The sequence below is a fragment of the Collinsella aerofaciens genome, from assembly GCF_018785245.1.
Lineage (GTDB): Bacteria > Actinomycetota > Coriobacteriia > Coriobacteriales > Coriobacteriaceae > Collinsella > Collinsella aerofaciens_AD.
This window is the reverse complement of record NZ_WQPL01000031.1, coordinates 1-25,713: the sequence shown is the minus strand read 5'-3', so window position 1 is coordinate 25,713 and position 25,713 is coordinate 1. Positions and strand designations below refer to the sequence as shown.

Below are 25,713 nucleotides of genomic sequence, written 5' to 3'. Positions count from 1 at the left end.
GCGAGCGCCCACGGGGGCTCCGTCTCGCTCGCCAACAGCCCCTCGGGCGGCGCGGTGGCCACCATCGCGGTCCCCCTGTGCGGGGCCTGACGAATCAGGCCCTCACACTGGCGTGCCTCGCAACCAAACGCTTCCCGGATAATTCATGAGGCCGTACTCGTATTCGAGTCTGTCTATCTCGGCGGCGATGGCCTCCGTCATGTAGAAGTTTTTCGTGCGGCCCGTCGACTTCGCCAGGCGGTCGTACCTGTTCGCGAGGTCCTCGGGGATTCTCAGGGCTGCGGTGGCGGTTGCCATGACGCACCTCCCGGTTAGATGTAATACGTGTATTACTTTCTATCACATCACCCGAACCCCGCATCGGCGTACGGCCGCATCTGCTTTTTTACCTTACATTATGTCAACCGGGCCGTGCTCGGCTTGTTCAGCCGGATTAAATCAACCGTTAAATCAATCCAGGCCTGCAAGGGGCGGTGGAAATCCTTCGAGGACTGAGGGCGCCGTCCCCAGGCCGGCTCCTCGATGGCCGCGGCTGAATTCCCCTGCCATCGGCTGCGTGGGTTCCGGCACGGGGCTCTGGCGCTGCTCGAACTGGGCGCAAGACTCGGCTGTTGGTCGTACCGGACGGCATACGTTTTGAGACCGGCAAGCTGATGCCGGCTCGAGGACAGCGGCCCGGTGCACCGGGCCGATCGATAGCGGTCTCAGGTTCACAGCGCAGTTTCTTGGGGCTCGCATATATAGGAAGACTTGATCGGCAATCGATTTTAATGAAGTCGACAGCGCATGTCAGAGTTTTCAACAAATTTAACATGCCACCCTTTATATCCGCACGCGCGTAATTCAACTCATAAGGACCGGCTATCCCTTACCTGTGACACAATCTCAAACGCACAGAACAGAATCATCAGTCCAATCATCGCATAAGAGGCAGCCGAACCTTCAAGCATTATTCCACAAAGAACAATCTCCGCGCCGCCAATAAGAACTGTTATCAGGCGCTCTGCCTTTTTGCTCTCGCCGCTCGCATAAAAAGGCGGCAAAGCGCACAAGATCACATATAGCCCGGGAAGGGAATACAGGATCGATAGTCCAAGCCCCCCATCAACCGCAGTGTTTTGCGTAAGAATCAACTGAACCCAAACGGCAATTATCACTGAGCAGGTTGTCGATAAAAGAAGACTAGAAATATAGCACGCAACAAAGTCCCGTCGCATTCGAACAGAGAAATCCGCGAACTCTCTTCGCCGCGTGGAAACAATAAGGTACGCAGAAATTGCAATAGAACCAATCAGAGAAAACAGCGGAACAACCAGCAATTCAAGCTTATTACCCCATCGATCAACCACACCCCCACTCCAATGAGCGGGAATTGTATCAGGGAGGACTGACCAAGCCGCCCATAGAATCAGAAATGGAAGAATAGAGAGGATGAAAGATGATAACACTGCAGTAATTTTTTTTGAGGCTCTCATCGATTCCGCATCTCCTTGCGCGCCCACATTCCACTCCGCCTTAAATCAAGTATACGTTTTGAGACCGGCAAGCTGTTGCCGGCTCGAGGACAGCGGCCCGGTGCACCGGGCCGATCGATAGAGGACTCAGGTTCACAGCGCAGTTTCTTGGGGCTCGCATATATAGGAAGACTTGATCGGCAATCGATTTTAATGAAGTCGACAGCGCATGTCAGAGCTTTCAACAAACCGCAGGTAAATCCGTGTACCAAAAATTGGTACACGGATTTACCTGCGATGTTCATGCTTGGTCAAAAGCCTATCAAGCGATATATCCATTATTTTAATGCGCGCGCCTGAGCTTTTGACTGAAGTGGCAGTCCGACCGCCGGCAGGCGGCCACGCTATATCCAAAGGCCACGCCTACTCCCCGTGCCCGGCTACGTCGACGACCCAGTGCTGCCCGTCGAGTTCCTGCCGCAGAGCTACATCAGGGACGTCTTATTGGGGGACGACCACATGGAACCCCGGGAGATCAAGCTGTACGGCTGATCCATCCGTCAACAACATGTCAAAGCCCCAAAACCCAACAGGATCGCGAACGAGGGGATGAATTGACCGCCCGGGTATTTGCGCCAGGGCGGTCAATTTTATCAACCATGGGTGCGATTCTGTGAGGCCATTTTTCTGGCATCCGCCGTTTGCTCCGGTCTCAACGCACCCATCGACCGTTCAGTAATCTTTGCGAACGCGACCACGTGCGCATTTGTCGAACAATCAAATGTCCGACAATGTCTGACGGAGCTGTCAGATATTCACGCACGAACAGGCGAGCTTCGCGAGCGATTGTAGGCAACTAGTAGCCCCAGCTGCGTCTTTGGCGCAGGTTCGACGTCTGACATCTTGAATGTCTAACGTTGAACGAAGCTGGTTGATAACAAGCAGGTGGAATAAACATGGAGCCCGACACCTCTCGCGCAATCGGCGCGCGGCAAGGGTCTGGCCCATCTCATATGTTGCCAACGCTAACGGTGAACCTGAGCGCCCGGGCACATTCTTTGTTGGCTGAAACCGGCATAGCAACTAGCGGAAGGCATCATCGAAGGAGTGTGCTGGAAAGCACCCGTCTCCTTAACTGTTAGAAATGCAGGTTAATAATCTGTGTGGTCAATATAATACCGTTGAACCCGCGTATTGATACCGCTCAGCCATTCGCCTCGCCCCCGTCGCACGTATCTTCATCCGGTCTGTTACTTTTAATCTAACAATTCTTTGAGGAACGTAGGTGCTTCTAAATGTACTGTCGACTTCTTCTCAAACTAGGAACGTAGGTGCTTCTAAATGTACTGTCGACTTCTTCTCAAACTAATCCTAAGAGACAAGGCCGTATGGATTTGTACGCTCGTTCTCGCTGCAGCCTTTTCCGTCCCCATTGCGTTCAATTCACCCATCTACGGGCCCTTCTTTATGAAACAGGGCATGCAGAGCTTTGTCGACGCATTCAATACGCGCGCGCCCCAGGCCAGCGGCACAGACCTATCTCCAGAGCAGTAAAATGACGCGGAGCTTGCAAGATACGCGAACGCCGCCCTCGCCGCTCAAACCGACGCCGCCTTTCTCGATTCTGCCGAGAGCTACTACGCGCTCATGGGCGAAGGCTTCCAATCCGGGTCCATCGTGGGAGACCAAGAGACCAATGACGCAGAGCTCGCATATTGCCGCGCCCTGAGCAGCTCCGGCATCGCGGATATCCCGGCCTCCGCAAACGACCTGCCGTTCCTCTCCTTCCTGCCCTACGCCATTGCCCAGGCGCCGTCCTTCCTTCCCTTCATCCCCTTCCTTCTCTCGTCGATACTCGTGCTCGGCGCCACAAGGCCCGGGACCCTGGCGGCAAAGGCGCCCGTGCCCAAATTCCGGCGCCTTATCCAAACCGTGTTTTCGATAATCGTCGCGGGGACCGCGATGCTCCTCGCCGGCCTCGCACCCGGGGGCATTTACGCCTTGGTCCTAAACGGCTTCGGGCAAATCGGGTACCCGATCGCCTTCTTCCATGACGGCGCGCTTACCACCACGACCGCGGGAAACGTCTTCACAGTCCTGCTTCTCGCGCTGCTTGCGGGCGGAACCTTGATATCCGTTTGCTCCGCCGTCCTATCGACCGCAACGAGGCGCGTCCTCGCGGGCCCCCTTACCTCCGCGCTGCTTGTCGCGGCCCCGGCATTCCCGTTACTGTCCGATTCGGCACTAGGGCATAACGCCGCGCTCAATCTCCTGCCGCTGGCCGTATTCTCGCCTATCGAGGCAACGGGTTACGTAGGATGCTTCCCGACAGAATTCATTGGCTCCGGTTCAGGCAGCGCATCGATGCTTGCCGTGGCCCTGGCATACGTCGCGGTCTTTTTTACGGTCGGCGCCGTTGCGACACGTTCCCCCAAACAGCCTGGACCCGCGAAAAAGCACCATGGGCTCGAGCTTCTAGACGCGAGCGTGGGATACGGGAGTACGACGATACTTTCAATCGGATCGCTTTTCCTGAGCCCGGGAACGGCAGCGGGCCTCGTTGCTCCCAACGGCTCGGGGAAAACCACCCTTCTTGAAGCGCTGTCGGGCCAATTTCCCACCCGCATCCGCTCGGGAAGCCTGGCGGCAGACGGAATCTGCCAACGCCGATCAGCCGAATTCGCAGAACTCGTCTACCTGAGCTCTTCGGGCAGCGCGGATCTCTACCCCACGCTATCGGCCATCGAGCACCTTGCTTTCGTTAGGGAGGCGTGGAAATCGGCCGCCGACATCGACTCGCTCTGCAGCTCCCTCGGAATCTCCCCATATCTCGACAAGCCGACCCGTAAACTCTCGACAGGAATGAAGCAGCAGGTAAAGCTTGCCATGGCGATAGCGACCGATTGCCCGTACCTCATCCTCGATGAACCGCTGAACGGCCTCGATCCGGGAAAACGGAAAACCTCCTGCGACGCGATGCGCAGCGAGGTGGCGCGGGGACGCAGCGTGCTCATCTCAAGCCACCTGCTCGACGACCTGGCAGACCTCACCAACTCGTTCTACTTCATCGAAGCCGGCACGCTCGTGGAAAAGATCAAGTCGTCCTCGCAGACGCTCAAGCAGGAATACCTCGATACATACGAAGGAGGTGAATGACATGATAGGCAAGAGCTATGCAAAGATAGCGATTGTTGGCTTTGTACTTTGTCTTGCAATGGTGCTATGTGCATCATTTGCGAGGTATAGGTCCGAACAGTCGTTCATCGATGGCGCTGAAAATGGGTTTGGCATAGACGGGATGTATGTCAACGATGGCGCGACCAGGCCGTCTATGGCGATTCTTGCGGGCGAAGACATGGAATGGCAAATCTGTAATGACGATGGCTCTTGTATGAGTGGTCGTTTGGCCGCAACGAGCGATCCGAATTCGTTTGATCTTCTCGACAATGATGGATCGGATTGCGGTTCAGTTCACCTGTCGTATGCATCCCGAGACGGGATGGACGGCATTCTCTACGTCTCCCACGAGACTGGCGATTTCAAGATGCGCAGGACTAACCGAGTGCCGGCTTTTATCGAGGAGTGAGAGTTCCCGGCGGTCTGCCGATTAGGCCGCCGGGGTATTGAACCCCGCATTCATCCGTACACACACGGATGAATGCGGGAAGTGTCCGGATGAAGGTGATAATCAAGGAAACAAAGCTGTTCTGCCTGGGACGGCTTTGGCCTGGACTTTAACCACAACATCGCAATCGACACTTATCAGCTCGCGCAACGCGCATGGCCAAATCTCGGACGCTGGCGCATGGAGGACCTTCGAGATTTTCTGGACATCCAAAACGACGACGCACACCGCGTGCTCGCCGACTGCGAAGACGAGATGGCTGTCTACAATGCGATCAGAAACGGCGTGAAGTCGGGAGAGCTTTCTGTGGAACCGCCGCGCCGTCGCGCGAGCCGACCGGGCAACCCGGGCAATCTGGTCCCGGCTCTCCCGGTCGTATTCCTACGATATCGCCCCTAAATCACCAATGTGTCAGATAAAGAATGATGCAATGGTTATGATCAAGCATACGGCGGATGCGGCGACTGCGCCTTTTTTCCTCTCCTTTAGTCCGACGAATAGGGTTGCCGTAAAGTAAAGGGCGGAAATGCAGTCTATGGCAAGCAAAACGAGTTCCTTGGGCGGTTTCAGCAAAAGGTCGCTAGCAAAGAGTAATGCAAGCAGGGCAAAGCCGATTGTGTTCAAGTATCTCGATTGATTTTGCGACAACATGGCAACTTCCTTTCAGAACATGCAAATGAAAAGTCGGTACGATGTCATTGCGGTTGCAAAAAAGCCGCCGCTAGGACCGGTTGTCACGAGACCGGCGATAACTTCAGCGGTGCCAGCAAGGTAGGGATCGCGCAGGCAAGCCTCCTCCTTCGCGTTCAGCTTGATCTTGTGAGGGACGGGGCGGTTATTTGCAGATCCGTGAGAATCGCACCACGCCTTGGAATATGAATCCGTGCAGCGTCCGCGCTCAAAAGGGATATATCGTAATTTTCGTCGTAGTTGTCTCCGACGTAGATCTCGCTGCTCTCGGCGGGAGATCCCTCGTCGGCATAGGCTGCCGCAACGGGCACAAATGGTGTCATGACAAGGGAGAGGCAAAGAGCTGCTGAGACGATGGAGGGCAGGCATTTCTTCATGGCTGGCTCCTTAATCTGGCCTTTGATAGTTACTTGATGTCGCCTCCTTCCGCTTTATATCCGTTGTATTTGGCGTATTTCTTTAATAAGGCAAGAGGTTCTTCCTCTCCTTCGGATAAGCCGATGATGTTTCCTTGATCATCCAGTATGAATACGGACGGAATATGCTCAAGTTCATATTGGTCATACACGGTCTTATCTTAATTTTTGCTGATGGCTCAGGCAAGGCGGGGCTTACGTTCGAGGCGACCAACAATGCCCTGGCCCTACAGAGAATAAACGCCACGAACACGCACGCCGGCGGCTGGGAGAAGTCCGAACTCCGCGGCCGCCTCAATACCGGCGACCTCTGGTCGCTTTTGCCTTGCGAACTCCAGTCCAAGGTGAAGTCCGTCACGAAGATGACCGACAACCTGGGCGGCGGCAAGGCAGGCACCCCCTCGGCCACGACTGACAAGGTCTTCCTGCTCTCGATGACTGAAGTCTAGGGTGACCTCCAGTCTGACGGCGCCCAGTACGAGTACTACAAATCCAAGGGCGTGACAACGTCGAACTATTCCAGTGCTTCGTCGAGCAGCTATCACTGGACTCGCTCCGTGCATCCGAGCAACTCCGCGTCCTTCCGCTGTGTCCACAGCAACGGCAGCTATGACTACTACAGCGCGACGAACATCTACTGCGTGTTCCCCGCCTTCTGCTTTTAGCCTCATCTGCAACCAATGAAAAGCCCGTGCGATTCTGCGCGGGCTTTTCATTTGGCAACCAAACGAACGATTCTCGTCTTGAAGCATAGTTATCGGTTTGAGTAGAAATGGGGTCACACAGCGGCTCTCAGAGCGCCAGCCGAACTCTCCCGCCATTACCGCTGCGGCATCCTCGTATGGAGCCCATCCTGCTTGGCGTTTCGTTGCAACAGCCCACTTGTCCACCGATCAAGTGAACTACTGGAATAAATATAGCGACACGCTTGTTCGTTACAGTCGCTATATCTATGTAAATCGCCGCGATAAATACAGCCTGTAATCGGCTGTATACCAGCTACGCGTATGTAGATTCATATCGCGTTAATAAATCGGCTCAAGCGCGCGCAAAACGCACAAGTAACCGCAAAAAGCGTCTATCGCGCAGGTAGATTTTTAGCACCCTGTTGCTTAATCAAAATTAAGCAATTGCTTAAAACAAAAAAGATCAGGCACTAGGTGCCTGACCTTCAAACTTCTGGTCGGGACGACTGGATTCGAACCAGCGACCCCTTGACCCCCAGTCAAGTGCGCTACCAAGCTGCGCCACGTCCCGAAGCTTTTGTTTGTTGCTCTGCTCTCGCTCGCAACAGGGAGTATATTAACCCGAAACTTTGTCCTTGTGCAAGAACTTTTTTAAATATTTTGAAGCAAGTCCAAAATTGTATCTGCAAGCTGGGGTTTTGTTAGCACAGGAAGTTCCTGCGTCCCTGCTGCGCTTACAATCCAGGCCTTATTGGTATCAGTTCCAAAGCCCGAATCGGCGCGCGAGACATCGTTGGCGATAATCGCATCGCAGCCCTTGCGGGCCAATTTACGCTCAGCGTACTCCACGACGTTATCGGTCTCGGCTGCAAAGCCAATCACACGGCGCTCACCCTTCTGGCGCGAGAGCTCGGCCAAAATATCAACGGTCTCGAGGAGCTCGATACGATCCAAGCGTTCGTTGGCCTTTTTGAGCTTATGGTCGGCAGGGGCTGCGGGGGTGTAGTCGGCGACGGCTGCGGCACAAATGGCCGCATCGGCCGTCTGAAAGGCGCCCAGAGCCGCCTGCAGCATTTCAGCGGCGGTTTGCACGCGTACGCATTCCACGCCGCTGGGGACATCGAGCGATGTCGGCCCCAGCACAAGCGTGACCGCAGCGCCGCGGCGAGCGGCCTCCCCCGCCAGGGCGATGCCCATCTTGCCCGACGACCGGTTGCCGATGAAGCGCACAGGGTCGATCGGTTCGTGCGTGGGGCCGGCAGTGATTACGATGCGCTTGCCCGCCAGGTCTTGCGGGACGGGGTTCAGCACCTCGCAGGCGGCCTCGACGATGTCCTCGGGCTCGCTCATGCGCCCCGTGTCCACGTCGCCGCAGGCAAGGTAGCCGCTGCCGGGTCCCACCACATGGACGCCACGGTCGCGCAATGTGGCCATGTTGGCCTGCGTCGCCGGCGCCTTCCACATGCCGTTGTTCATAGCGGGTGCGATCACGATGGGTCGCGGCGTGGCAAGCAGCGTGGTGGAGATGAGGTCATCGGCGATACCGTTTGCCATCTTGGCGATGATATTGGCCGTCGCGGGCGCCACGACCACCAGATCGGGCTCCTGCGCCAGCGAAATGTGGTGGATGGGGTCGGAGGGATCGTCGAATAGGCCCACGGCAACGGGCTCGTTGGTGAGCGCACGGAAGGTGAGCGGGCCCACAAACTCGGTGGCATGCTCGCTCATAACGACCTTGACGCGCGCGCCGCGCTTTTGCAGCAGGCGCACGATATTGCACGACTTATAGGCGGCGATCCCGCCGGTAATGCCCAGCAGGATCGTTTTTCCCTCAAGTTGCATTGAATTGTCGGGTGCCGCCGTCATCATTTAGGCTTCCTTGCTGGGAAGCACCAGCAGACGGTGGCAATACGGGCAGTGCGCGATCTCGCTACCGTCGTGGTTGAGGTCGCTCATGGACGATGCCTGCAGTGCGGTGTGGCAGATGGTGGGAATGTTGCCCTTGATGGTCTCGACGGCCAGGCCGCGGAACTGCTTGAGCAGGCGCTCGTAGTCGGTGAGCACGTCGGCCGGCAGCGTAGCGGCAAGCGCGGTGCGCTCCTTCGTGGCGGTGTCAATCTGAGCCTGCAGGTCGGCGGCCTTGGCGCGGGCGGCCTTGGTATCGGCCTTCACGCCCTCCTCGAACTTGGCGATGATTGCCTGCGCGCGAGCCTCGCGGTCGAGCGCCTCCTTGTGGGCGATAACGACGTCCTTGCGGGTGTGCTCAATCTTGTCCAGGCGTTTGGCCAGGGTGGCAAGCTCGTTTTTCAGATCCTGGACCTCGCGGTAGTCAGAGCCGTCGACGTGGCGCTTCTTGGCGGCCTCGATGGCGTTGTTGGTCTGGATCTCGGTGGTGTTGAGATCGTCCAGCTCAATGTCCAGGTCCTTGCGCTGGGCGTAGAGCTTGGTCATCTCGGCCTTGAGCTTCACATAGGTTTTGCGCTTAGAAGCGAGCTCCTTGAGCTCCGGCATATTGGCAAGTTCGCTCTTGTTGCGGGCGAGCTCCAAATCGATCTGTTGCAGCTTGAGTAGCGTAGCGCCGGCGCTCATAAGTTCTCTCCTTTTGTCACAGTCCACCATTGGCAAGGGTTCAGTATTTTAATCGCATGACGGGGGTCGACCCCGGCGTCAACTGCAGAGTTCATCAATATATCAACGAACGGCTCCTCGGAGCGGTCGTGGCCGAGCAAGATCACCGGCAGCCCGCGCAAGGCAAGATCTTGCGCCACGTGGTAGCCCGCTTCGCCCGTCACGACAACGTCCGCGCCCGCGGCGATGGCGGGCTCTCCAAAGTCGCCCAGGGAACCGCCCAAAATAGCGACGGTTCGGCATGCGTGCTCGGCTTCGCCCCACACACGCGGGTCGCTGCCGAAGGCTGTGGCAGCACGGGTGGCAAGATCACGCAGCGTGCACGGGTCGTTGAGCGTTGCAAGCGTGCCCAGGCCGGTGACCTCGGGGTCGTCCACGTGCTCCAGTGAGCTCACGGGTGCGGCACCCAGCAGCTTGCTCAGGCAGACACGGGCTTCGTGCGAACGGTCCAGGTTGGTGTGGAGCGAGATAATGCTCACGCCGCAACGCGCTGCCTCGTAGAGTGCCGCGCTGCATTGGGGGCGTGTGGCATCCGCCGGACAAAAGGCCTCGGGCGCCTTGATATAGACAGGATGATGCGTCAGCAGCACGTTTGCACCGGCTTCTTGGGCGCGGAGAACATTAGCTTCGGTCGCATCGAGCGCGCAGGCAACGCCGGTAATCTCCACGGCAGGGTCGCCCACGGATAAGCCTACGTGGTCCCAGGGCTCGGCATCCGTCTTGGGATAGCGTGCCAGCAGGGCACGCTCGAGCTCGGCGACGATCATGCGGCACCCACGATCGAGAGCAGCGTCTGGGCAAACTCGTCCAGATCGCCCGGATTCACGCGGTCATCGAAGGAGATGCGCAGTGCACCCAGGGCCTGCTCGCGGCCAATACCAATGGCGCTGAGAACATGGCTCGGGTCCATGCTGCCGCTCGAGCAGGCAGAGCCTGCCGATACCTCAAAGCCGGCGGCGTCGAGCTTGACGATGAGCTCCTCGGAGTCCATGCCGTCGACGTAGATGGAAACCATGCCCGGCAGACGATCGGCCTGTGCGTAGTCGCCCATGGTGGCGTGAATGCGCGGGTGGGCCGTTAGCGTGGCGTAGAGCTTGTCGGATAAGGCCTGCAGTGTTGTACGCTCCTGGGCAACATTCGGTAACAGCGCGGAAGCGGCAGCGGCAAAGGCCAGCTGCGTGCGCAGGTCCTGCGTACCGGCGCGACGGCCGGCTTCTTGTCCACCGCCAAAGATGCGCGGACGCAGCGGCGTGCGGTTCTTAAGGTAGAGCGCACCGGATGCCACGGGGCCGCCGATCTTATGCGCGGCAACGGTCATGGCATCGACGCCCAACTCGGTGGCATCGAGCGGAATGTGCAGATAGCCCTGGATGGCATCGGTGTGGAACAGGGCGCCGGCAGCATGTGCGGCCGCGGTAAGCTCGCGGATGGGCTGCACCACACCGGTCTCGTTATTGGCGACCATGATGCTCACGAGCGCGACGTCGTCGCCCAGTAAGTCGTTCAGCGCGTGAGGCTCAATGTAGCCCGCACGGCAGGGCTGAACCAGGTCGACGGTAAAGCCGGCGGCACGCAGCAGCGGCAGGTTGTCCAGGATCGAATCGTGCTCGATGGCAGATACGATCACGCGGTTACGCTTACGGTCGCGCTGACGTGCACCCTCGGCAAGACCGAGTAGCGCCAGCTGGTTGGCTTCGGTGCCGCCGTTGGTCAGAACAATCTCAGACGGGCGAACGCGCGCGCCAAAGCTGCGGGCGATCTCGCGACGTGCAACCTCCAGACGCGCGGCAGCCTTGCGGCCGAGCGAGTGCAGCGAGTTGGGGTTGACGCCCGCAAGCTCGCTATCGTCGTACTCACGCTGTGCAAGGCGCGCCTCGGCGCGCATGGGCGTCGAGGCGGCGTAGTCAAGATTCACGGGTATGCGGTTTTGACCTGCGGTCATAAGGGTTTATGCCTCCTGTGCAGCCTCGTTGCCCAGCTTCTGCAGCAGCGCAACCTCGGCAGCGGGATCTTCGGACTTAAATACGGCAGAACCGGCCACGAGCACGTTGGCGCCGGCCTTGACGACCTCGGCAATGTTCTTGGAAGAAATGCCACCGTCGACCTCGATCAGGGGCGAAACGCCGTGACGCTCGCACATGGCCTTGAGCTCGTGGAGCTTAGCGATGGTGCCCGGGATAAAGCTCTGGCCGCCAAAGCCGGGGTTCACGCTCATGAGTAGCACCATGTCGACGACATCGATAATGCTCTCGAGCACGCACACGGGGGTGGCGGGGTTGAGCACCACGCCGGCCTTAACGCCGCGCTGCTGCAGATGCGTGAGCGTGCGGTGCAGGTGCGTGGAAGCCTCGTAGTGCACGGTGATCATGTCGGCACCGGCGTCGGCGTACCAATCGACCGTCTCGTCGGGGTTCGACACCATCAGGTGCGCGTCGACCGGTACATCGGTGGAGCGCTTGACGGCCTTAAGGATGTCAACGCCAAAGGTCAGGTTGCCAGTAAAGTGACCGTCCATTACGTCGAAGTGCACGTAGTCGGCACCGGCGATCTTGTCGAGTTCGCCCTTGAGGTTGGCCATGTCGGCCGAAAGGACAGACGGAGCGATTTTGATGGAACCCATGGTAGAAGCCTTTCTGCGCTAGTCGGTGAGTCCGTAGAACTCTTGAGAAGGGACGCGATCGGTAAGAATCTCGAGCGCCCTATCCAAAGTAACACCGTTGTAGAGCGTTTGCTCCACGGCAAAGGTGAGCGGAATGTCTACGCCCAGTGAACGGGCAAGCTCGCTCACACTGCGGGCCGCGACGGCGCCCTCGACAACCATATGCGTGCGTGTCTGGTACTCGTCGAGCGAGACGCCGTGGGCAAACTCGTAGCCAAAGGTGCGGTTGCGCGAATGCTCCGAGGTGCAGGTGGCAATGAGGTCACCCATGCCGGCAAGTCCCATGCAGGTCATAGCTTGACCGCCGCGGGCGTGCACCAGACGGCTGATCTCGGCCAGGCCGCGTGTCATGATGAGAGCGAGCGTGTTGTCGCCCGCACCGGTGCCGGCGGAGATGCCGCACACGATGGCGATAACGTTCTTCATGGCGCCGCAGACCTCTACACCGGTCATGTCTTGCGACAGATAGATGCGAAAGGCCGTGGACAGGAGCAGGTCCTTAAAGGTCTCCCCTATCTGCGGGTCTTCGCTGGCGATGACGGCGGCAGAAAGTCCGCCGCGGCAGATTTCCTCAGCATGGTTGGGGCCCGAGAGCGCCGCGACACGCGACTCGTTGCCGATCTCGCTGGCGATGACCTCGCTCATGAGCAGGCCGGATTCGGGCTCAATGCCCTTCGTAAGGCAGAGTACCGGGGTATCGGCGGCGATAAAGGGCGCGGCCTGGTGGCACACGCTGCGAAGGTGCGTCGAAGGAACGGCAAAGATGATGGCCTCGGCGCCGTCGAGTGCCTGGGCCAAGTCCGTCGTGGCGAAGACGTTGCCGGGCAGCTCGTAGCCCACAAGGTAGCGGGGGTTGCGGTGCTCACCGTTAATGCCGGCGACCGTCTGCTCGCTATGGGCCCACATGCTCACGCGCACGGCTCGCGCGGCGGCAAGGCCGGCGACGGCGGTTCCCCACGAGCCAGAGCCAATCAGCGCAACATTCATGACTCTCTCCTACTTATCGTCGGGCTCGGTGACGCGCTTGGTAAACGAGAGCTTGGACTCCTTACCCGTCATGAGCTTTTTGATGTTCGCACGATGGGCCCACACCACAGTAATGCCGATCAGCGCCATGCAAAACTTAAGTCCGAGGCTGCTGTACGGAAAGACCGCGCAGGCAGCGATGGGAAGACCGATGGCCGCGGCAAGCGAGCCCACCGACACAAACTTGGTGATGGCGACGGCCACGATAAACATGCCCAGCAGCGAAAGTCCGATGGGCCAGTACCAGGCGAGGATGACGCCCAGACCAACTGCGATGCCCTTGCCGCCATGGAAGTTGAGGTAGGGCGAGAAGATGTGGCCCCACACGGCTGCCAGGCAAATGACACCGAGCATCCAGTCGCCGGGGGCTCCAGGCGCCATAATGTTCGGCGGAAAGCCATAGCCCAAGTCGGCAATGAGCGGGCGGGCGATGATGACACAGATGGCGCCCTTAAGGCAGTCGAGCAGCAGCGTGAGCGCGGCCACCTTGGGGCCGGCCACACGCAGGGCGTTGGTGGTGCCGATGTTGCCGGAGCCCGCCTTGCGAATGTCGGTGTGGTTGAACACGCGGCCCAGGATCAGGCCAAACGGAATCGCCCCGATAAAGAACGAGACCACGGCGCAGATGGCAGTCAGCAGAATCGGATTATGCATCCTTTTGCTCCTTCTTCCTAAAGAAGAGTCGAATGGGCGTGCCGGCAAAGTCGAAGGTCGAGCGCATATGGTTCTCGACGTAGCGCTGATAGGTGTCGTTGACCAGATCGCTGTGGTTGACGAAGAACGTGAACGTCGGCGGGTTGACGCCCGTCTGGGTCACGTAGTGCATGCGCAGGCGGCGCTTGCCGTCCACCACGGTATGACCGAACTCGCGCAGGTCGGTGAGGAACGTGTTGAGGCGCGAGGTGCTGATCTTTTGCGAGCGCGTCTTCTCGGCGGCGTCGACCATCGCCCAGATCTTCTCGACGCTGCGGCCGGTCAGGGCAGAGATGCGCAGGTACTGGGCCCAGGGAGCCATGACGCCCAGACGGCGGTCGATGGTCTCCATGCAGGCCTCGCGCTTACGGTCGTCGTCGAGCAGATCCCACTTGTTGAGCAGCACAACGATGGCGCATCCGCGCTCGATGGCCAAGCCCATGACCTTCTGGTCCTGCTCGGTAACGCCCACGGAGGCGTCGACGACGAGCAGCGCCACGTCGGCGCGGTCGATGGCGCGCAGGCCGCGAACCATGGAGTAGTACTCGATGTTCTCGTACACGGTGCTCTTCTTGCGAATGCCCGCGGTGTCGACCATGCGGTAGTGCTTGCCGTTGCGCTCGACGACCGTGTCGATGGCGTCGCGCGTGGTGCCGGCAATGTTGGACACGATGGAGCGGTCGGCGCCCAGGATGCGGTTGAACAGCGAAGACTTACCGGCGTTGGGGCGGCCGATGATGGCGACGTTCAGCGCGTCGGGGAACTCATCGGCGACCTCGTCCTCTTCCTCGGGAAGCAGGGCCACGATGTCGTCGAGCAGGTCGCCCGTGCCGTGGCCGTGCAGGGCCGAGAGCGGCGTGGGCTCGCCGATACCGAGCGAATAGAACTCCCAGATGCTGTCGTTCTCGCGATCGGGGTTGTCGAGCTTGTTCACCAGCAGAAAGACCGGCTTGTCGCAGCGCTTGAGCATGCGAGCGACCGACTCGTCCTCCTCGGTGACGCCGGTGCGGCCGTCGACCACAAACAGGATGACGGCGGCTTCCTCGGCGGCGGCGAGGGCCTGGTCGCGAATGGACGTGGCGAAGACGTCATCGCTCTTGAGCGGTTCGATGCCGCCCGTGTCGACGATGGTGAACTCGCGGCCGTTCCAATCGGCCGTGTGGTACGAGCGGTCGCGAGTGACGCCGCGGGACTCGTGGACGATGGCGTCCGAGGTCTGGGCCAGGCGGTTAACGAGCGTGGACTTGCCCACGTTGGGGCGTCCGACGACGGCGACGATAGGTTTCATCTGCACTCCTTTAATGGGTAGGGTCAGTGGAAGTGTTAGGGTCGGCAGGCACAATGCCAAGGATGTGCTCCAGGGTATCGAGCAGCTCATGCGGCATGGTCGACACCACATGAACCTCGGCGCCGCGACTGGTAAGGCTTGCGAGTAAATCGTCACGATGATACTCGTCAAGCGTCATGCCGTCAGCGTTGAACATGAGCTTAGGCACAAAGAGCATAACCCCCGAGAGGTCCTGCGGCAGCTGTTCCAGAATGTCGCAGGCGACGATGAGGCCGGTCACGTCCACGTTGCCGCCAAAGTAGCGATTCTTGATGGCCGTGACGGTGCCGGCGAGTCCCTGCGGCGATTCCACGAAACGTGCCACGGTGTCGCGTGCGCTGGCGCCCGAGAGGCACAGCAGGTGCTGGCTGCGAGCGGCGATGGCCTCGCGGACGCGGGCTAGGCGCTCGGCATCGGCGGCAAGCACATCGTCCGTCTCGTCTAGGTATGAGCGGATCATGCCGATACCGTCGTAGTACTGCGGATAGCCGTCGTAAAAGTCCGCCTCGGGCGGATCGATGCCGGCGTCCAGGTAGAACTCGTCGCTCATCTGGAAGGTGTGGCGGCCAAAACGCTCGAAGGCGCGGTCCTGGTAGGGACGGATCATGGCGATGGTCTCGCGCGCCAGCTCGGGCTTGTCGCTGTAGGACCAGCTAAAACGGTTCTGATGCTTGGTAAAACCGAGCGGTACAATGCCCAGGCTTGTGATTTGTTCGTGCTCCTCGCAAAAGCGCAGGGTCTTTTCCAGCTCCTCGCCGTCGTTCATGCCGGGGCACAACACGATCTGCGCGTGAATCTCGATGCCGGCGGCCATGATAGCCTCGAGTACGTCCATGCCGCGCTGGGCGTTGCGGCCCATCATACGACGGCGGACGTCGGGGCTCACGGCATGGACCGACACGTTCATAGGGCTCATGTTGCGTTGGATGACGTTTTGCACGTCCTCGTCGGTGAGGTTCGTGAGCGTGACGAAGTTGCCCTGCAAAAAGCTCAGGCGGTAGTCGTCGTCGCGAATATAGAGCGTGGAGCGGCCGCCCTTGGGCAACATGGTCATAAAGCAGAACACGCAGGCGTTTACGCAGGTACGCATGCCGTCGAAGATGGGGCCATCGAACTCCAAACCCCAATCCTCGCCGGGAAAGCGGTCGAGCTCGACGGGGGTGACGGTGCCGTCGCGCGGGTCGAATACCTCCAAATCAACGGTGTCGTCGTCGGCCTCCCAAAGCCATACGATCATGTCGGTGAGCGCCTCACCGTTGACCGTGAGCACGCGCATGCCCGGCTCGATACCCACATCCCACGCGGGCGATTCGGGACGCACGTTCTTTACGAGCGCGCCCTCACCCGGCTCGGGGTCGCGGCTGCGCCCGTAATCGGCCACCTCGGCGGCGTATGCGGGTACGGTCTGTTCCATGGTTAGCGGCAAAGCTCCTTGATGCGCTCGACGGCGCGCTCGATGTGTTCTTGCGGGGTGGAGGCTCCGGCGGTGATGCCGATGTGGTGAGCGTCGGTAAACCACGCGGCCTGGAGCTCGGAAGCTTCCTCGATGTGATGCGTGTGCTCGCAGGCATCTGCGCAAATCTGAGCCAGGCGGCGGGTGTTGCCCGAGTTCTTGCCACCCACGACGACCATGCAATCACAGCGGTTGGCAAGTGTGGCTGCTGCCTGTTGACGCTCGCTCGTGGCGGCGCAGATGGTGTTGATCACGCGCAGCTCCTGCACGCGCGGGGTGATGGCAGCCACGACCTCGGCGAGGTTCTGCGCGGTCTGGGTGGTCTGCACGACGAGGCCCACCTTGCCCTTGAGCGGCAGCGCGTCCGCATCGGCAGCGCAGCTCACGACCTGCGCGTCACCACCAGCGTGGCCCAGGATGCCCTCCACCTCGGGATGGCCCGGCTCGCCCACGACGAGTACGCGATAGCCCTCGCGCACCAGCCGCTCGGCGGCCACGTGGACCTTCTTGACGTAAGGGCAGGTGGCGTCGACGACGTTAAGGCCGCGCTTGCGGGCAGCATCGATCACCTGTGGCACCACACCGTGGGCGCGGATGATCACGGTGCCGGTTGCGGCATTATCCAGGTTCTCGGCCAAGCCAACGCCTGCCTCAGCGAGCTCGCGTACCACGATGGGGTTATGGATGAGCGGACCCAAGGTATGGACCTGAGCGCACTCCCCTGCCTGCGGCGCGGCGGCCAGCGCCATATCGAGCGCACGCTGTACGCCGTAGCAAGTGCCGGCGTGGGCGGCGATCTCGATGGTAGGCGCTGTTGCCTGGTCGGACGCGGTCGCGGCGGTGTTCGTCACGTTCTCGCTCATGGCTAGAACCTGCCCGGATGCTCGGCGCACAGATCGTCTCGCATGGCGTAGACGCGGTTCATGGCCTCGGACTCAAACCATTCCAGGCGCTCCGTGCGCTTAAGCCCAGCCGGTGCGTCGGAAAGCGAGACGGCCTTACCGGCGCGGATCCAACATTTCTTGGGACGCATGATCCTTTTGCCCGCAGGCGTGATGTCGGACCAGCCGCAGATGGCGAGGGGGTTCACGGGTGCCTTGCCCATCTGGGCAATGAGCGCAAAGCCGCCGTGGACCTCGGGCTTGATCTCGCGCGAGCGGATGCGCGTGCCCTCGGGGAAGATCAAGACGTCCTCGCCGCGCTGCAGCGCATGCTGGGCGGCGCGCAGACACTTCATGTCAGCGGTGCCGCGCTCGACGGGGATGCCGCCAACGCGGCTAAAGGCCCAGCGCACGATCTTGCTCTTGGCAAACTCGGACTTAAAGATGGGGCGAATGCGGCGGCCCCCAAAGAACAGTGCCGTCTCCACGGCCAGGAGCTCGGCCATCGAGGTGTGGTTGCAGATGACCACGCTGCCGCGGCCTTCTTGGCGCTCAAACAGCAGGTCAGCGTCCTCGACCTTCCAACGCCACATGAGCTTGGAGAAGGCCCAAAGGATTGCCATGACCACGACGACGGTGCCGCGGATGAGCGCCGGGAACTCGGCGTAGGGGGCGTTGTAATAGTCCTCGGGCGTTTGCTTAAACAGGCGCATGGGCTACCTCCTTTGGTTGATGAGATCCTCGATAATGCGGACGACCTCGTCGATGGTGTGGGTGGTGGAGTCGACGTGCACGGCGTCCTCCGCGGGCACGAGCGGGGCGACCTCGCGGCTGCTGTCGAGCTTATCGCGCTGCTTGAGGGCGTCGAGAGTCTCGTCGACCTCGGCCTCGAGCAGCTCGGTGGTGAGCGGCTGGGCGTCGTTTTGGTGGCGCTGCAGCACGCGGCGACGGGCGCGTTCGCGCGGGTCGGCGGTCAGGAACACCTTGACCTGCGCGTTGGGGAACACAACGGTGCCGATGTCGCGACCCTCGGCGACGATATCGCGATCCTCGGCGGCGCGGCGCTGGTGGATGAGCATGGCGGCGCGCACGCCCGGGTAGGCCGAGACCTTGGACACGTTGGCATCGACCTGCGGGGTACGAATGGCGGACGAAGCGTCCTGGCCGTCAATGGTTAGGCGCGTGTCCTCGCCGGTGCCGTTGGTAAAGCGGATCTCGATCTGCTCGGCGAGGGCGTCGATGGCCGCCTCGTCGTCCAGATCGATGCCGCGGTCGAGCGCGGCGAAGGTGACGGCGCGATACATGGCGCCCGTGTCGAGCTTGTTAAAGCCCAGCTGGCGGGCGATCTCCTTGGCGATGGTGGATTTGCCGGAACCGGCGGGGCCGTCGATGGCGACGATCATGCAATGCTTCCTTTCGGTGGTTGACGTGCTGGTATGGGATGCGGACGCTACGGCTTCGCGGACTGGCTAGTCCGTGTAGCGCTCGCGGTAGGTGTTGCGCTTGGGCGCGGAGCCGTGGCTGCCGTGGTGACGCGTGTGGGTCGCGGTGTTGGCCGCTGTCGCGTTGGGGTCGCCCCGCTTGGAGCTGGCCTGCTTGGGCGGGATACCGCCGGCCTTGAGGATCTGCACCTCGCGGTCGGTGAGTTCGCGCCACGACCCCTTGGCTACATCCTTGAGCTCCAGGCCGGCAAAGTTGCAGCGATGCAGGCGGATCACGGGATGGTGAATCTTGCTCAGCATACGCTTGACCTGGTTTTTGCGGCCCTCGCGGATGATGACCTCCACGGCGGTGGTCCCGGGCTTGACACCTTGCGGAGCCACGGCCTCGGCCTCGCGAGCGTTAATGATGCGGCAGATCGCCGGCTGGCATAAGCCGTCGTCGAGCTCGATGCCGCGACGCAGCGGTGTGAGGTCGCGATCGGACAGTTCGCCGTCAACGAGTGCCTGGTAGGTCTTATAGACGTGCTTGCTGGGGTGCAGCAGGTCCTGCGATAGGTCGCCGTCGGTGGTAAAGAGCAAAAGGCCCGTGGTGTCACGGTCCAGACGACCCACCGGGAAGAGCCCCGGAAAGCGGTCGCGCGGAACCAGATCGGCCACACAAGGGCGCTCCTGCGGATCGCTCATGGTGGTGAGGTAGCCGGTCGGCTTGTAGAGCATCAGGTACGCGGCGCCCTGGTCGAGCTTGACGGACATGCCGTCGACCTCGATATGGTCGCGGTCGACGTCGACCTTGGTGCCCAGCTCGGTCGCGACCTGACCGTTGACGGTCACGCGGCCGGCGGTCATCAGGTCCTCCGAGCCGCGGCGGCTCGCCACGCCCGCGCGCGCCAGAAAGCGCTGCAGGCGCATGGTGTGCGGGTAGACGTGCTGGGCGTCGGTTGCGGGCGTTGCGCTGCCCGTGGCGCTTACGATGCGCGCCTCCCCTGCTTCATTAGTCCTCGTCATGCGTATCCTCCGCAGTGTCACCGGTGGCCAGGGATTCCTCGCCGCCGACCGCCTCGACATCCTCGATATCGGAATCGAGCAGTTCGCGCTCTTCGTCCAGGTCCTCGGCCTGCTCCTCGAGCGTGGACTGTATGCTGCGGCCGCTCAAACGCTCGCGAATAAACTGGCGCGACTGCTCGTCGGGGGCAAACTGCTCCAGATCGGGCAGGTCGCGGGTGGAGCGCAGGCCGAACTTTTCCAAAAAGGCGTTGGTCGTGCCGTAGATGATGGCCTGACCGCGCTCGGGGTCGCGGCCGAGCTCGCGCACCAGGCCCTTGTCCACGAGCGACGCGATGACGCCGTCGGAATTGACGCCGCGGATGCCCTTGACCACCTCGCGCGTCACGGGCTGGTGGTAGGCGATTACGGCCAGGGTTTCGAGCGCCGCCTGCGACAGCTTTTGCGTGTCCCAGCTCAACACATAGGCCTCGACCACGTCATGATAGGCGGGGTGCGTAAACAGGCGCCAGCCGCCGGCGACCTCGCGCAACTGAAAGCCGCGGTTGGCCTCCTCGTACTCAACCTTGAGCTCGGCGAGCAGCGATGCGCACTCGCCGGGGGCGATATCCAGTGCGCCGGCCAGCGCGGGCGCACTCACCGGGTCGCTCGACACCAACAGCAGCGCCTCGAGGGCGCCTTTGAGGCTGTTTGCCTCTAGCGTGGAAAGGGTTGACATGGTTGCGGCTCCTATTCGGTGAGTTCTGGGCCCTCGCCGGGCACGTATGCCTCGGCTCCCTCGACTCGTTTGATTTGAATGGTTCCAAAGATCTCGTCCTGGCTCAGCGTGAGCGAGCCGCGCTTGGCAAGTTCAAGCATGGCCAGGAAGGTGACGACGAGCTGCTCGGTGGTGGCATCGCCGTCCAGTAGCTCGCGGAAGGTGCAGGTTTGGTGCGCCATGGTAAAGCGGTCGACCGAGGCCACGGTTAGGTCGAGCGGCACGCGATGCGGCGCCACGTGCTCGGCCTCCAGCAGGAAGGTCTGGCGCTTGCCGTCCAGGTCGTCGCAGATGACGGCGAGGCCGCGCAGGGTAATGCCGGCCAGGTAGTCGGGCATCAGGCCCAAGAACTCGGGATCGGGGCCGGCCACACGCGGATGCATACGGCTTTCGGCCTGTATGCGCGCACCAAGCGCCGCCGCCGCACCTTTAAACTGCTTGTAGGCAATCAGACGCTGGATCAGGACCTCGCGTAGGGCGTCGCCGTCGAGCGCGCTGAGCTCCTCGAGGTCTTCGTCGAACTCGTCATCGTCGTCATCGGCTTTGCGCGGGACCTCCTGCGGCACCAGAGAGGCGGCCTTGATGTCCAAAAGGGTTGCCGCGACCAGCAAAAAGTCACTAGCCACATCTAGGTCCAGCGCCTCGATGCGCTCGGCCTCGGCAAGGTACTGCTCGGCCACCTCGCTGATTGAGATGGCGCCGATATCTACTTTTTGGCGGGTTACCAGCTGCAGCAGCAGGTCGAACGGTCCGCTGTAGACCTGCGTCGACACGCGATACGACATCTTCGACCTCCTTTGACGGCGCCTTCTCGGCGCGGTTTGGGTGCATGTTACGACCGTTTTGCACGGTCGACCTGTAAGTTTACCTTAGATGCCGGCGATTGCGAAGCTGAGCAGCTGCTCAGCAAGCGGATACACGGTAACGTCGAAATACCGGCGGATTACATCGATGCCGGTCCACATAGGCAGCAGGTACAGAACCAGGATGAGGATGGGCATAGCGTATTGCTGCAGGCGGTAGTAGTTGGCGAGCGCCTTGCCCTTGAGGAAGGGCACGATGATCGACGAGCCATCGAGCGGCGGAATCGGGATGAGGTTAAAGAACGCGAGAGACAGGTTGACCACGATAAAGGTGGCGCCGAAGTTCATGATCTGTGACGCCAGGGCAAATGACATGCTGGTGTAGAGGCTGCCATAGGTCAGGCGCATGAGGGCGGCCGCAAGGCATGCCAGCGCGATGTTCGATGCGGGGCCGGCTGCGCTCACCAGGACCTCGTCGCGCTTGGGGTGCTTGAGATTGTTGAGGTAGACGGGCACGGGCTTGGCGAAGGCGAACACCGGGCCGCCGGCGGCAAGCATGAGCAGCGGCAGGATGATGGTGCCAAACGGGTCGATATGGTTGAGCGGGTTGAGTGAGACGCGTCCGCGCGAACGGGCCGTCTTATCGCCGAGTGCCCAGGCCGCGGCGGCGTGCGCACTCTCGTGGATCACGATACCCACGATGACGGCGACGGCGCTGGCGAGAAGGCTCATGATGTAGCTGCTGGACATGGCGCTCCCCTAGCGGACGCGACGCGAGGCGCGCGTGAGCAGGTAGTCGGCCACAAACAGGATGACGGCCACGATGGCGTAATCCAGGCGGAACACGCCGCCAAAGGGCGAGGTGATGACGCCGTAGCCGGCGATGGCGCTCGGCAGCGCGCGCGAAAGCTCAACGACAAAACCCACGATCTGCAGCTTGGCGGTGAGGCCGCTAAAGCACAGCAGCACGGTCATCGCGCTCATAAAGATGCCGCAGATGCGACAAGCGATGGCGATGATGCTCATCGCCACGGCAGCGGCCTTACGAGAGTTCACGCGCGGTCTCCTCTTCGATCTGGGTGGAAAGCTCCAGCCATTCGTCCTCGAGCTTGGGGAGCTCTTGCTTAAGGCCGTTATATTCCCCCAGCGCGGCATTGAACTTGTCTTGATCGGCATAAAGCTCTTCGCTTGCCATCAATTCCATAAGCTCGTCATAGCGGGCGCGCTTTTTGTCGAGCTCCGTCTCGATCTTCTTGAGCTGGTTGCGCACGCCCTTGAGCTTTTTGTTGAGCGCGGCGCGGGCCTGGGCCTCGGCGCGCTTTTGCTCCTTGGTCTTTTTGCCCTCGGCAGGCTTGGTGGTGGCGGACGCATCGGGCTGGGCCGCGGTGACCTTTGCGGACTTGGCCGCGACAGGCACGCTCTCCCCTGCTGTCTCGGCGGCGGCGCGGGCCGCGAGGTCCTCGCGCTTGTAGAGGTAGTAGTCGTAGTCGCCGTCGTAGACCGTGATCTTGCCGTCGCGGATGTCAATGATGCGATTGGCCACGGCGCGTACCAGGTGCTCGTCGTGGCTGATCAGCACAATGGTGCCGGGGAAGTTTTGCAGGGCGTTCTCGAGCATGTCCACCGAGTCGATGTCCAGGTGGTTGGTGGGCTCGTCCAGGCACAGGAGCGACTCGGGGGCCACGAGCATCTTGGCGAGCGCTAGCCGCGCCTTTTCGCCACCGGAGAGGACGCGGACCTGCTTCTCGATGGAGTCGTTGTCGCTAAACAGGAAGGCGCCCAGCAGGCTGCGCTGCTGCGGCACGGTCCATTTGGGCGTGACGGTGTCGATCTCTTGCAGAACGGTATTGGACTCGGTCATGCCCTCGAGTGCGTGCTGGGCGTAGTAGGCTACGCCCACGTTTGTGCCCAGATCGCGGGTGCCGGTGGTGGGCGGCTCCAGGCCGGCGAGAATCTTCATGAGCGTGGACTTGCCGGCGCCGTTGGGGCCGACGAGCGCCACGTGCTCGCCGCGGTAGAGCTTGAGGTCGATATCGCTGTAGATGTGCTTGTTGCCGTAAGACTTGGACACGCCCTCCAGACCCACGACCATGTCGCCCGAGCGCGGCGGGTCAGGGAACTTAAAATCGATGTGCTTGTGGCCCTCGGGCAGGATGACGAGCTCCTTTTTGATCTGCTCGATCTTGCGGATGCGCTCCTGCGCCTGGGCGGCCTTGGTGGGCTTGTAGCGGAACTTGTCGACGAAGACCTGCATGTGGGCGATGTCACGCTCCTGGGCGGCACGCTTGGCGCGCATCTGCTCCAGGTTGTCCTCGCGCTGCTTGAGGTAGCTGCTGTAGTTGCCGGTGTAGGTGGTCACGCGACGGTTTTCGAGTGCGGCGACGTGGTCGACGCAGGCGTCCATGAAGGCGCGGTCGTGGCTGACGATGAGGACGGCGCCGTCGTAGTTGGCAATAAAGCCGCGCAACCACTGGACGCTCTCGAGGTCCAGGTGGTTGGTGGGCTCGTCTAGAAGCAGCAGGTCGGGGTGGCGCAGGAAGAGCTTGGCCAGCGCGATGCGCATCTGCCAGCCGCCCGAGAACTCGGAGCACGGGCGCTCAAAGTCGGTGACCTTAAAGCCCAGGCCGGACAGGATTTTGCGCGCGTTGCTCTCGAGCTCGTAGCCGCCCAGGTGCTCAAAGCGGTCCTGGACCTGGCCGTACTCGTTGAGGAGGGCGTCGACGTCCTTCCCCTGTTCGGAGAGCTCGGTGATTTGGGCCTGCAGCTCGTTGGCGCGCTCGCCCATGCGGCGAATTTCCTTGGCGGCGGCCATGACCTCGGCAAGGATGGTGGTGTCCTTGTGCTCCAGGTTGGTTTCTTGCTCTAGGTAGCCTACCTGGCAGTCCTTGGCGTACTGGACCTGGCCGGCGTCGGGGCTGTCGATGCCCATGATGATCTTGAGCATGGTGGTTTTGCCAGCGCCGTTGGGGCCCACGAGCGCGAAGCGCTCGCCGGGGTTGATCTGGAAGGATGCGCCGCTAAAGAGGACGCGCGCGCCGAAGCTTTTTTCGATCTTGTCGACCAGGAGGATCATGGTGCCGCCTTTGACCTTGTGTGCCTATATGAAAAAAGGCCCCAACTTGCGTTGGAGCCTCATTCAATGCTCGGGTGGAGACGAGGGGGATCGAACCCCTGACCTCTTGACTGCCAGTCAAGCGCTCTCCCAGCTGAGCTACGCCCCCGTGCGAAGAAGTACTATACGGGAACTCGGACCACGATGCAAGGACAATTTTGGAAAAACTTTCCGCCGCGGCGTCCCGGCAGCCGACCCGGGGCGCCCGGAAGCTGGCAGGACGGCCTTCTATCGACCGATATGTAAGCTATATAAAAGAAAGAATAAAAGAAAGAAGGCCAGACATAGTGCCTGGCCTTCTGGAAATTCTGGTGGGCCCTCCGGGATTCGAACCCAGAACCCAGGGATTATGAGTCCCCTGCGCTAACCGTTGCGCCAAGAGCCCTTGTAGTTAGTGGCTGTGATAGTAATGTCGGCTATCCATTTGCATTAGTTTTGCACCACGAGGAGAAATACTACCATGCACGCGACGGTCGTTCAACGCACGATCTTGTCGACAAGGAGGATCATGGTGCCGCCTTTGACCTTGTGTGCCTATATGAAAAAAGGCCCCAACTTGCGTTGGAGCCTCATTCAATGCTCGGGTGGAGACGAGGGGGATCGAACCCCTGACCTCTTGACTGCCAGTCAAGCGCTCTCCCAGCTGAGCTACGCCCCCGTGCGAAGAAGTACTATACGGGAACTCGGACGGCGATGCAAGGACAATTTTTGAAAAACTTTTCGCGACGTCCCGGTGGCCGAACGGGAAGGCGGCGGCATGTGCCCGCGGGGAGCTTTACGGCCAGGACGACGGCCAGCGGGTAAGTACCGGAAGTAAACCAAACGCTGACCAAAAAAACGGAAGATAACGTCAGTAAATGAAGCGCGCACGTGAAGCGCGTTCAAAAAACGGCGTCTCGGACAACATGGATTCGATTGTGATGTCAGTTTTGATGCCATCTTTGGTGTCAAAAAGACGATATGAGAAAGCCATTGGGGTCGCCTCCCCCGCGGCGCAGCTTCTTTCCGCGGGCTCGGGGTGCCACAATGGGCTTTGAGTATCGGCCCGTGCGGTAGCCC

Annotated in this window: 25 protein-coding genes, 4 tRNA genes and 1 pseudogene; 4 read left to right on the top strand and 26 right to left on the bottom strand. The window is 60.8% G+C overall.

Features of this window, described 5'->3' with window-relative positions:
* Window positions 1-102: 102 nt before the first annotated feature.
* Both relB and GPK39_RS07165 read right to left on the bottom strand, forming a co-directional pair.
* Window positions 103-297 carry a type II toxin-antitoxin system RelB family antitoxin gene (relB, locus tag GPK39_RS07170; RefSeq protein ID WP_215674678.1) on the bottom strand — a complete coding sequence of 65 codons (195 nt, stop codon included), beginning with the start codon at window positions 295-297 and terminating at the stop codon, window positions 103-105.
* Window positions 298-848: 551 nt separating this feature from the next.
* Window positions 849-1,475, bottom strand: a complete 627-nt coding sequence (locus GPK39_RS07165; RefSeq protein WP_215674676.1) for a DUF1648 domain-containing protein — start codon at window positions 1,473-1,475, stop codon at window positions 849-851.
* A 1,626-nt stretch (window positions 1,476-3,101) separates the two neighbouring features.
* On the opposite strand from GPK39_RS07165, the gene GPK39_RS07160 reads away from it, so the two are divergent.
* From GPK39_RS07160 to GPK39_RS07150, 3 genes are all read left to right on the top strand, one after another.
* Complete coding sequence (locus GPK39_RS07160) at window positions 3,102-4,610, top strand: ABC transporter ATP-binding protein (protein ID WP_215674674.1); 1,509 nt, start codon at window positions 3,102-3,104, stop codon at window positions 4,608-4,610.
* Window positions 4,603-5,040, top strand: a complete 438-nt coding sequence (locus GPK39_RS07155; protein WP_215674672.1) for a hypothetical protein — start codon at window positions 4,603-4,605, stop codon at window positions 5,038-5,040. The genes GPK39_RS07160 and GPK39_RS07155 overlap by 8 nt, the downstream gene beginning before the upstream one ends.
* Window positions 5,041-5,259: 219 nt before the next feature.
* On the top strand, window positions 5,260-5,478 hold the full coding sequence (locus GPK39_RS07150) for a hypothetical protein (RefSeq protein ID WP_215674670.1): 219 nt from the start codon (window positions 5,260-5,262) through the stop codon (window positions 5,476-5,478).
* A 407-nt stretch (window positions 5,479-5,885) separates the two neighbouring features.
* Here GPK39_RS07150 and GPK39_RS07145 read toward each other — a convergent pair whose 3' ends face one another.
* Window positions 5,886-6,146: a hypothetical protein gene (locus GPK39_RS07145; protein WP_215674668.1), complete on the bottom strand. Its 261-nt coding sequence runs from the start codon at window positions 6,144-6,146 to the stop codon at window positions 5,886-5,888.
* Window positions 6,147-6,310: 164 nt separating this feature from the next.
* Between GPK39_RS07145 and GPK39_RS09755 the strand changes: the two are divergent.
* Window positions 6,311-6,850, top strand: a pseudogene (locus GPK39_RS09755) (DUF6273 domain-containing protein).
* A 515-nt stretch (window positions 6,851-7,365) separates the two neighbouring features.
* Here GPK39_RS09755 and GPK39_RS07135 read toward each other — a convergent pair.
* The 23 genes from GPK39_RS07135 to GPK39_RS07025 form a co-directional block, all read right to left on the bottom strand.
* A tRNA-Pro gene (locus tag GPK39_RS07135) sits at window positions 7,366-7,442 on the bottom strand.
* 80 nt (window positions 7,443-7,522) lie between these two features.
* A complete protein-coding gene (gene coaBC, locus GPK39_RS07130; RefSeq protein WP_252204781.1) occupies window positions 7,523-8,737 on the bottom strand; it encodes a bifunctional phosphopantothenoylcysteine decarboxylase/phosphopantothenate--cysteine ligase CoaBC in 1,215 nt (404 codons plus the stop codon).
* Window positions 8,738-8,740: 3 nt separating this feature from the next.
* A complete protein-coding gene (locus GPK39_RS07125) occupies window positions 8,741-9,460 on the bottom strand; it encodes a zinc ribbon domain-containing protein (RefSeq protein ID WP_215674665.1) in 720 nt (239 codons plus the stop codon).
* The gene (locus GPK39_RS07120; RefSeq protein ID WP_215674663.1) at window positions 9,457-10,266 is read right to left on the bottom strand and encodes a Nif3-like dinuclear metal center hexameric protein; all 810 of its coding nucleotides are present in this window, start codon (window positions 10,264-10,266) and stop codon (window positions 9,457-9,459) included. The genes GPK39_RS07125 and GPK39_RS07120 overlap by 4 nt, the downstream gene beginning before the upstream one ends.
* Window positions 10,263-11,441 (bottom strand): cysteine desulfurase family protein, encoded by a 1,179-nt coding sequence (locus GPK39_RS07115; RefSeq protein WP_215674661.1) that lies wholly within the window; start codon window positions 11,439-11,441, stop codon window positions 10,263-10,265. Before GPK39_RS07115 ends, GPK39_RS07120 begins: the two co-directional genes overlap by 4 nt.
* Before the next feature lie 6 nt (window positions 11,442-11,447).
* Window positions 11,448-12,119 carry a ribulose-phosphate 3-epimerase gene (rpe, locus tag GPK39_RS07110; protein ID WP_022095090.1) on the bottom strand — a complete coding sequence of 224 codons (672 nt, stop codon included), beginning with the start codon at window positions 12,117-12,119 and terminating at the stop codon, window positions 11,448-11,450.
* Window positions 12,120-12,137: 18 nt separating this feature from the next.
* Complete coding sequence (locus tag GPK39_RS07105; protein WP_215674659.1) at window positions 12,138-13,145, bottom strand: NAD(P)H-dependent glycerol-3-phosphate dehydrogenase; 1,008 nt, start codon at window positions 13,143-13,145, stop codon at window positions 12,138-12,140.
* Between the two features lie 9 nt (window positions 13,146-13,154).
* Window positions 13,155-13,838 (bottom strand): glycerol-3-phosphate 1-O-acyltransferase PlsY, encoded by a 684-nt coding sequence (gene plsY / locus GPK39_RS07100; protein ID WP_215674657.1) that lies wholly within the window; start codon window positions 13,836-13,838, stop codon window positions 13,155-13,157.
* Window positions 13,831-15,165 carry a ribosome biogenesis GTPase Der gene (gene der / locus GPK39_RS07095; RefSeq protein ID WP_215674655.1) on the bottom strand — a complete coding sequence of 445 codons (1,335 nt, stop codon included), beginning with the start codon at window positions 15,163-15,165 and terminating at the stop codon, window positions 13,831-13,833. Before der ends, plsY begins: the two co-directional genes overlap by 8 nt.
* A gap of 10 nt (window positions 15,166-15,175) precedes the next feature.
* On the bottom strand, window positions 15,176-16,618 hold the full coding sequence (locus GPK39_RS07090) for a DUF512 domain-containing protein (RefSeq protein WP_215674653.1): 1,443 nt from the start codon (window positions 16,616-16,618) through the stop codon (window positions 15,176-15,178).
* 2 nt (window positions 16,619-16,620) lie between these two features.
* The gene (gene ispH, locus GPK39_RS07085) at window positions 16,621-17,520 is read right to left on the bottom strand and encodes a 4-hydroxy-3-methylbut-2-enyl diphosphate reductase (RefSeq protein WP_215674652.1); all 900 of its coding nucleotides are present in this window, start codon (window positions 17,518-17,520) and stop codon (window positions 16,621-16,623) included.
* A 2-nt stretch (window positions 17,521-17,522) separates the two neighbouring features.
* The gene (locus GPK39_RS07080) at window positions 17,523-18,251 is read right to left on the bottom strand and encodes a lysophospholipid acyltransferase family protein (protein WP_215674650.1); all 729 of its coding nucleotides are present in this window, start codon (window positions 18,249-18,251) and stop codon (window positions 17,523-17,525) included.
* A gap of 3 nt (window positions 18,252-18,254) precedes the next feature.
* Window positions 18,255-18,941 (bottom strand): (d)CMP kinase, encoded by a 687-nt coding sequence (gene cmk, locus GPK39_RS07075; protein WP_215674648.1) that lies wholly within the window; start codon window positions 18,939-18,941, stop codon window positions 18,255-18,257.
* Window positions 18,942-19,007: 66 nt separating this feature from the next.
* On the bottom strand, window positions 19,008-19,985 hold the full coding sequence (locus GPK39_RS07070; protein ID WP_215674647.1) for a pseudouridine synthase: 978 nt from the start codon (window positions 19,983-19,985) through the stop codon (window positions 19,008-19,010).
* Window positions 19,972-20,700, bottom strand: coding sequence for an SMC-Scp complex subunit ScpB (gene scpB / locus GPK39_RS07065; protein ID WP_215674645.1), 729 nt, complete (start codon window positions 20,698-20,700; stop codon window positions 19,972-19,974). The genes GPK39_RS07070 and scpB overlap by 14 nt, the downstream gene beginning before the upstream one ends.
* Window positions 20,701-20,711: 11 nt before the next feature.
* A complete protein-coding gene (locus GPK39_RS07060; RefSeq protein ID WP_215674642.1) occupies window positions 20,712-21,524 on the bottom strand; it encodes a segregation and condensation protein A in 813 nt (270 codons plus the stop codon).
* Between the two features lie 84 nt (window positions 21,525-21,608).
* Complete coding sequence (locus GPK39_RS07055; RefSeq protein WP_215674641.1) at window positions 21,609-22,292, bottom strand: site-2 protease family protein; 684 nt, start codon at window positions 22,290-22,292, stop codon at window positions 21,609-21,611.
* Window positions 22,293-22,301: 9 nt separating this feature from the next.
* Window positions 22,302-22,598, bottom strand: coding sequence for a hypothetical protein (locus GPK39_RS07050; RefSeq protein WP_164473297.1), 297 nt, complete (start codon window positions 22,596-22,598; stop codon window positions 22,302-22,304).
* A complete protein-coding gene (locus GPK39_RS07045) occupies window positions 22,585-24,615 on the bottom strand; it encodes an ABC-F family ATP-binding cassette domain-containing protein (RefSeq protein ID WP_215674639.1) in 2,031 nt (676 codons plus the stop codon). The genes GPK39_RS07050 and GPK39_RS07045 overlap by 14 nt, the downstream gene beginning before the upstream one ends.
* A 75-nt stretch (window positions 24,616-24,690) precedes the next feature.
* Window positions 24,691-24,763, bottom strand: a tRNA-Ala gene (locus GPK39_RS07040).
* Between the two features lie 200 nt (window positions 24,764-24,963).
* Window positions 24,964-25,039, bottom strand: a tRNA-Ile gene (locus tag GPK39_RS07035).
* A gap of 200 nt (window positions 25,040-25,239) precedes the next feature.
* A tRNA-Ala gene (locus GPK39_RS07030) sits at window positions 25,240-25,312 on the bottom strand.
* Window positions 25,313-25,504: 192 nt separating this feature from the next.
* On the bottom strand, window positions 25,505-25,713 hold a 209-nt coding region (locus tag GPK39_RS07025; protein ID WP_215674637.1), incomplete at its 5' end, for a hypothetical protein.

Coding starts and splice junctions, on each gene's coding strand:
- der (WP_215674655.1), bottom strand. CDS start 15,165: ATGAAACCTATCGTCGCCGTCGTCGGACGCCCCAACGTGGGCAAGTCC.
- GPK39_RS07080 (WP_215674650.1), bottom strand. CDS start 18,251: ATGCGCCTGTTTAAGCAAACGCCCGAGGACTATTACAACGCCCCCTAC.
- coaBC (WP_252204781.1), bottom strand. CDS start 8,737: ATGACGGCGGCACCCGACAATTCAATGCAACTTGAGGGAAAAACGATC.
- GPK39_RS07060 (WP_215674642.1), bottom strand. CDS start 21,524: ATGTCGTATCGCGTGTCGACGCAGGTCTACAGCGGACCGTTCGACCTG.
- GPK39_RS07165 (WP_215674676.1), bottom strand. CDS start 1,475: ATGAGAGCCTCAAAAAAAATTACTGCAGTGTTATCATCTTTCATCCTC.
- GPK39_RS07045 (WP_215674639.1), bottom strand. CDS start 24,615: ATGATCCTCCTGGTCGACAAGATCGAAAAAAGCTTCGGCGCGCGCGTC.
- GPK39_RS07115 (WP_215674661.1), bottom strand. CDS start 11,441: ATGACCGCAGGTCAAAACCGCATACCCGTGAATCTTGACTACGCCGCC.
- GPK39_RS07145 (WP_215674668.1), bottom strand. CDS start 6,146: ATGAAGAAATGCCTGCCCTCCATCGTCTCAGCAGCTCTTTGCCTCTCC.
- GPK39_RS07150 (WP_215674670.1), top strand. CDS start 5,260: ATGGAGGACCTTCGAGATTTTCTGGACATCCAAAACGACGACGCACAC.
- GPK39_RS07105 (WP_215674659.1), bottom strand. CDS start 13,145: ATGAATGTTGCGCTGATTGGCTCTGGCTCGTGGGGAACCGCCGTCGCC.
- GPK39_RS07090 (WP_215674653.1), bottom strand. CDS start 16,618: ATGGAACAGACCGTACCCGCATACGCCGCCGAGGTGGCCGATTACGGG.
- scpB (WP_215674645.1), bottom strand. CDS start 20,700: ATGTCAACCCTTTCCACGCTAGAGGCAAACAGCCTCAAAGGCGCCCTC.
- ispH (WP_215674652.1), bottom strand. CDS start 17,520: ATGAGCGAGAACGTGACGAACACCGCCGCGACCGCGTCCGACCAGGCA.
- GPK39_RS07120 (WP_215674663.1), bottom strand. CDS start 10,266: ATGATCGTCGCCGAGCTCGAGCGTGCCCTGCTGGCACGCTATCCCAAG.
- GPK39_RS07070 (WP_215674647.1), bottom strand. CDS start 19,985: ATGACGAGGACTAATGAAGCAGGGGAGGCGCGCATCGTAAGCGCCACG.
- cmk (WP_215674648.1), bottom strand. CDS start 18,941: ATGATCGTCGCCATCGACGGCCCCGCCGGTTCCGGCAAATCCACCATC.
- GPK39_RS07160 (WP_215674674.1), top strand. CDS start 3,102: ATGGGCGAAGGCTTCCAATCCGGGTCCATCGTGGGAGACCAAGAGACC.
- GPK39_RS07125 (WP_215674665.1), bottom strand. CDS start 9,460: ATGAGCGCCGGCGCTACGCTACTCAAGCTGCAACAGATCGATTTGGAG.
- relB (WP_215674678.1), bottom strand. CDS start 297: ATGGCAACCGCCACCGCAGCCCTGAGAATCCCCGAGGACCTCGCGAAC.
- rpe (WP_022095090.1), bottom strand. CDS start 12,119: ATGGGTTCCATCAAAATCGCTCCGTCTGTCCTTTCGGCCGACATGGCC.
- plsY (WP_215674657.1), bottom strand. CDS start 13,838: ATGCATAATCCGATTCTGCTGACTGCCATCTGCGCCGTGGTCTCGTTC.
- GPK39_RS07055 (WP_215674641.1), bottom strand. CDS start 22,292: ATGTCCAGCAGCTACATCATGAGCCTTCTCGCCAGCGCCGTCGCCGTC.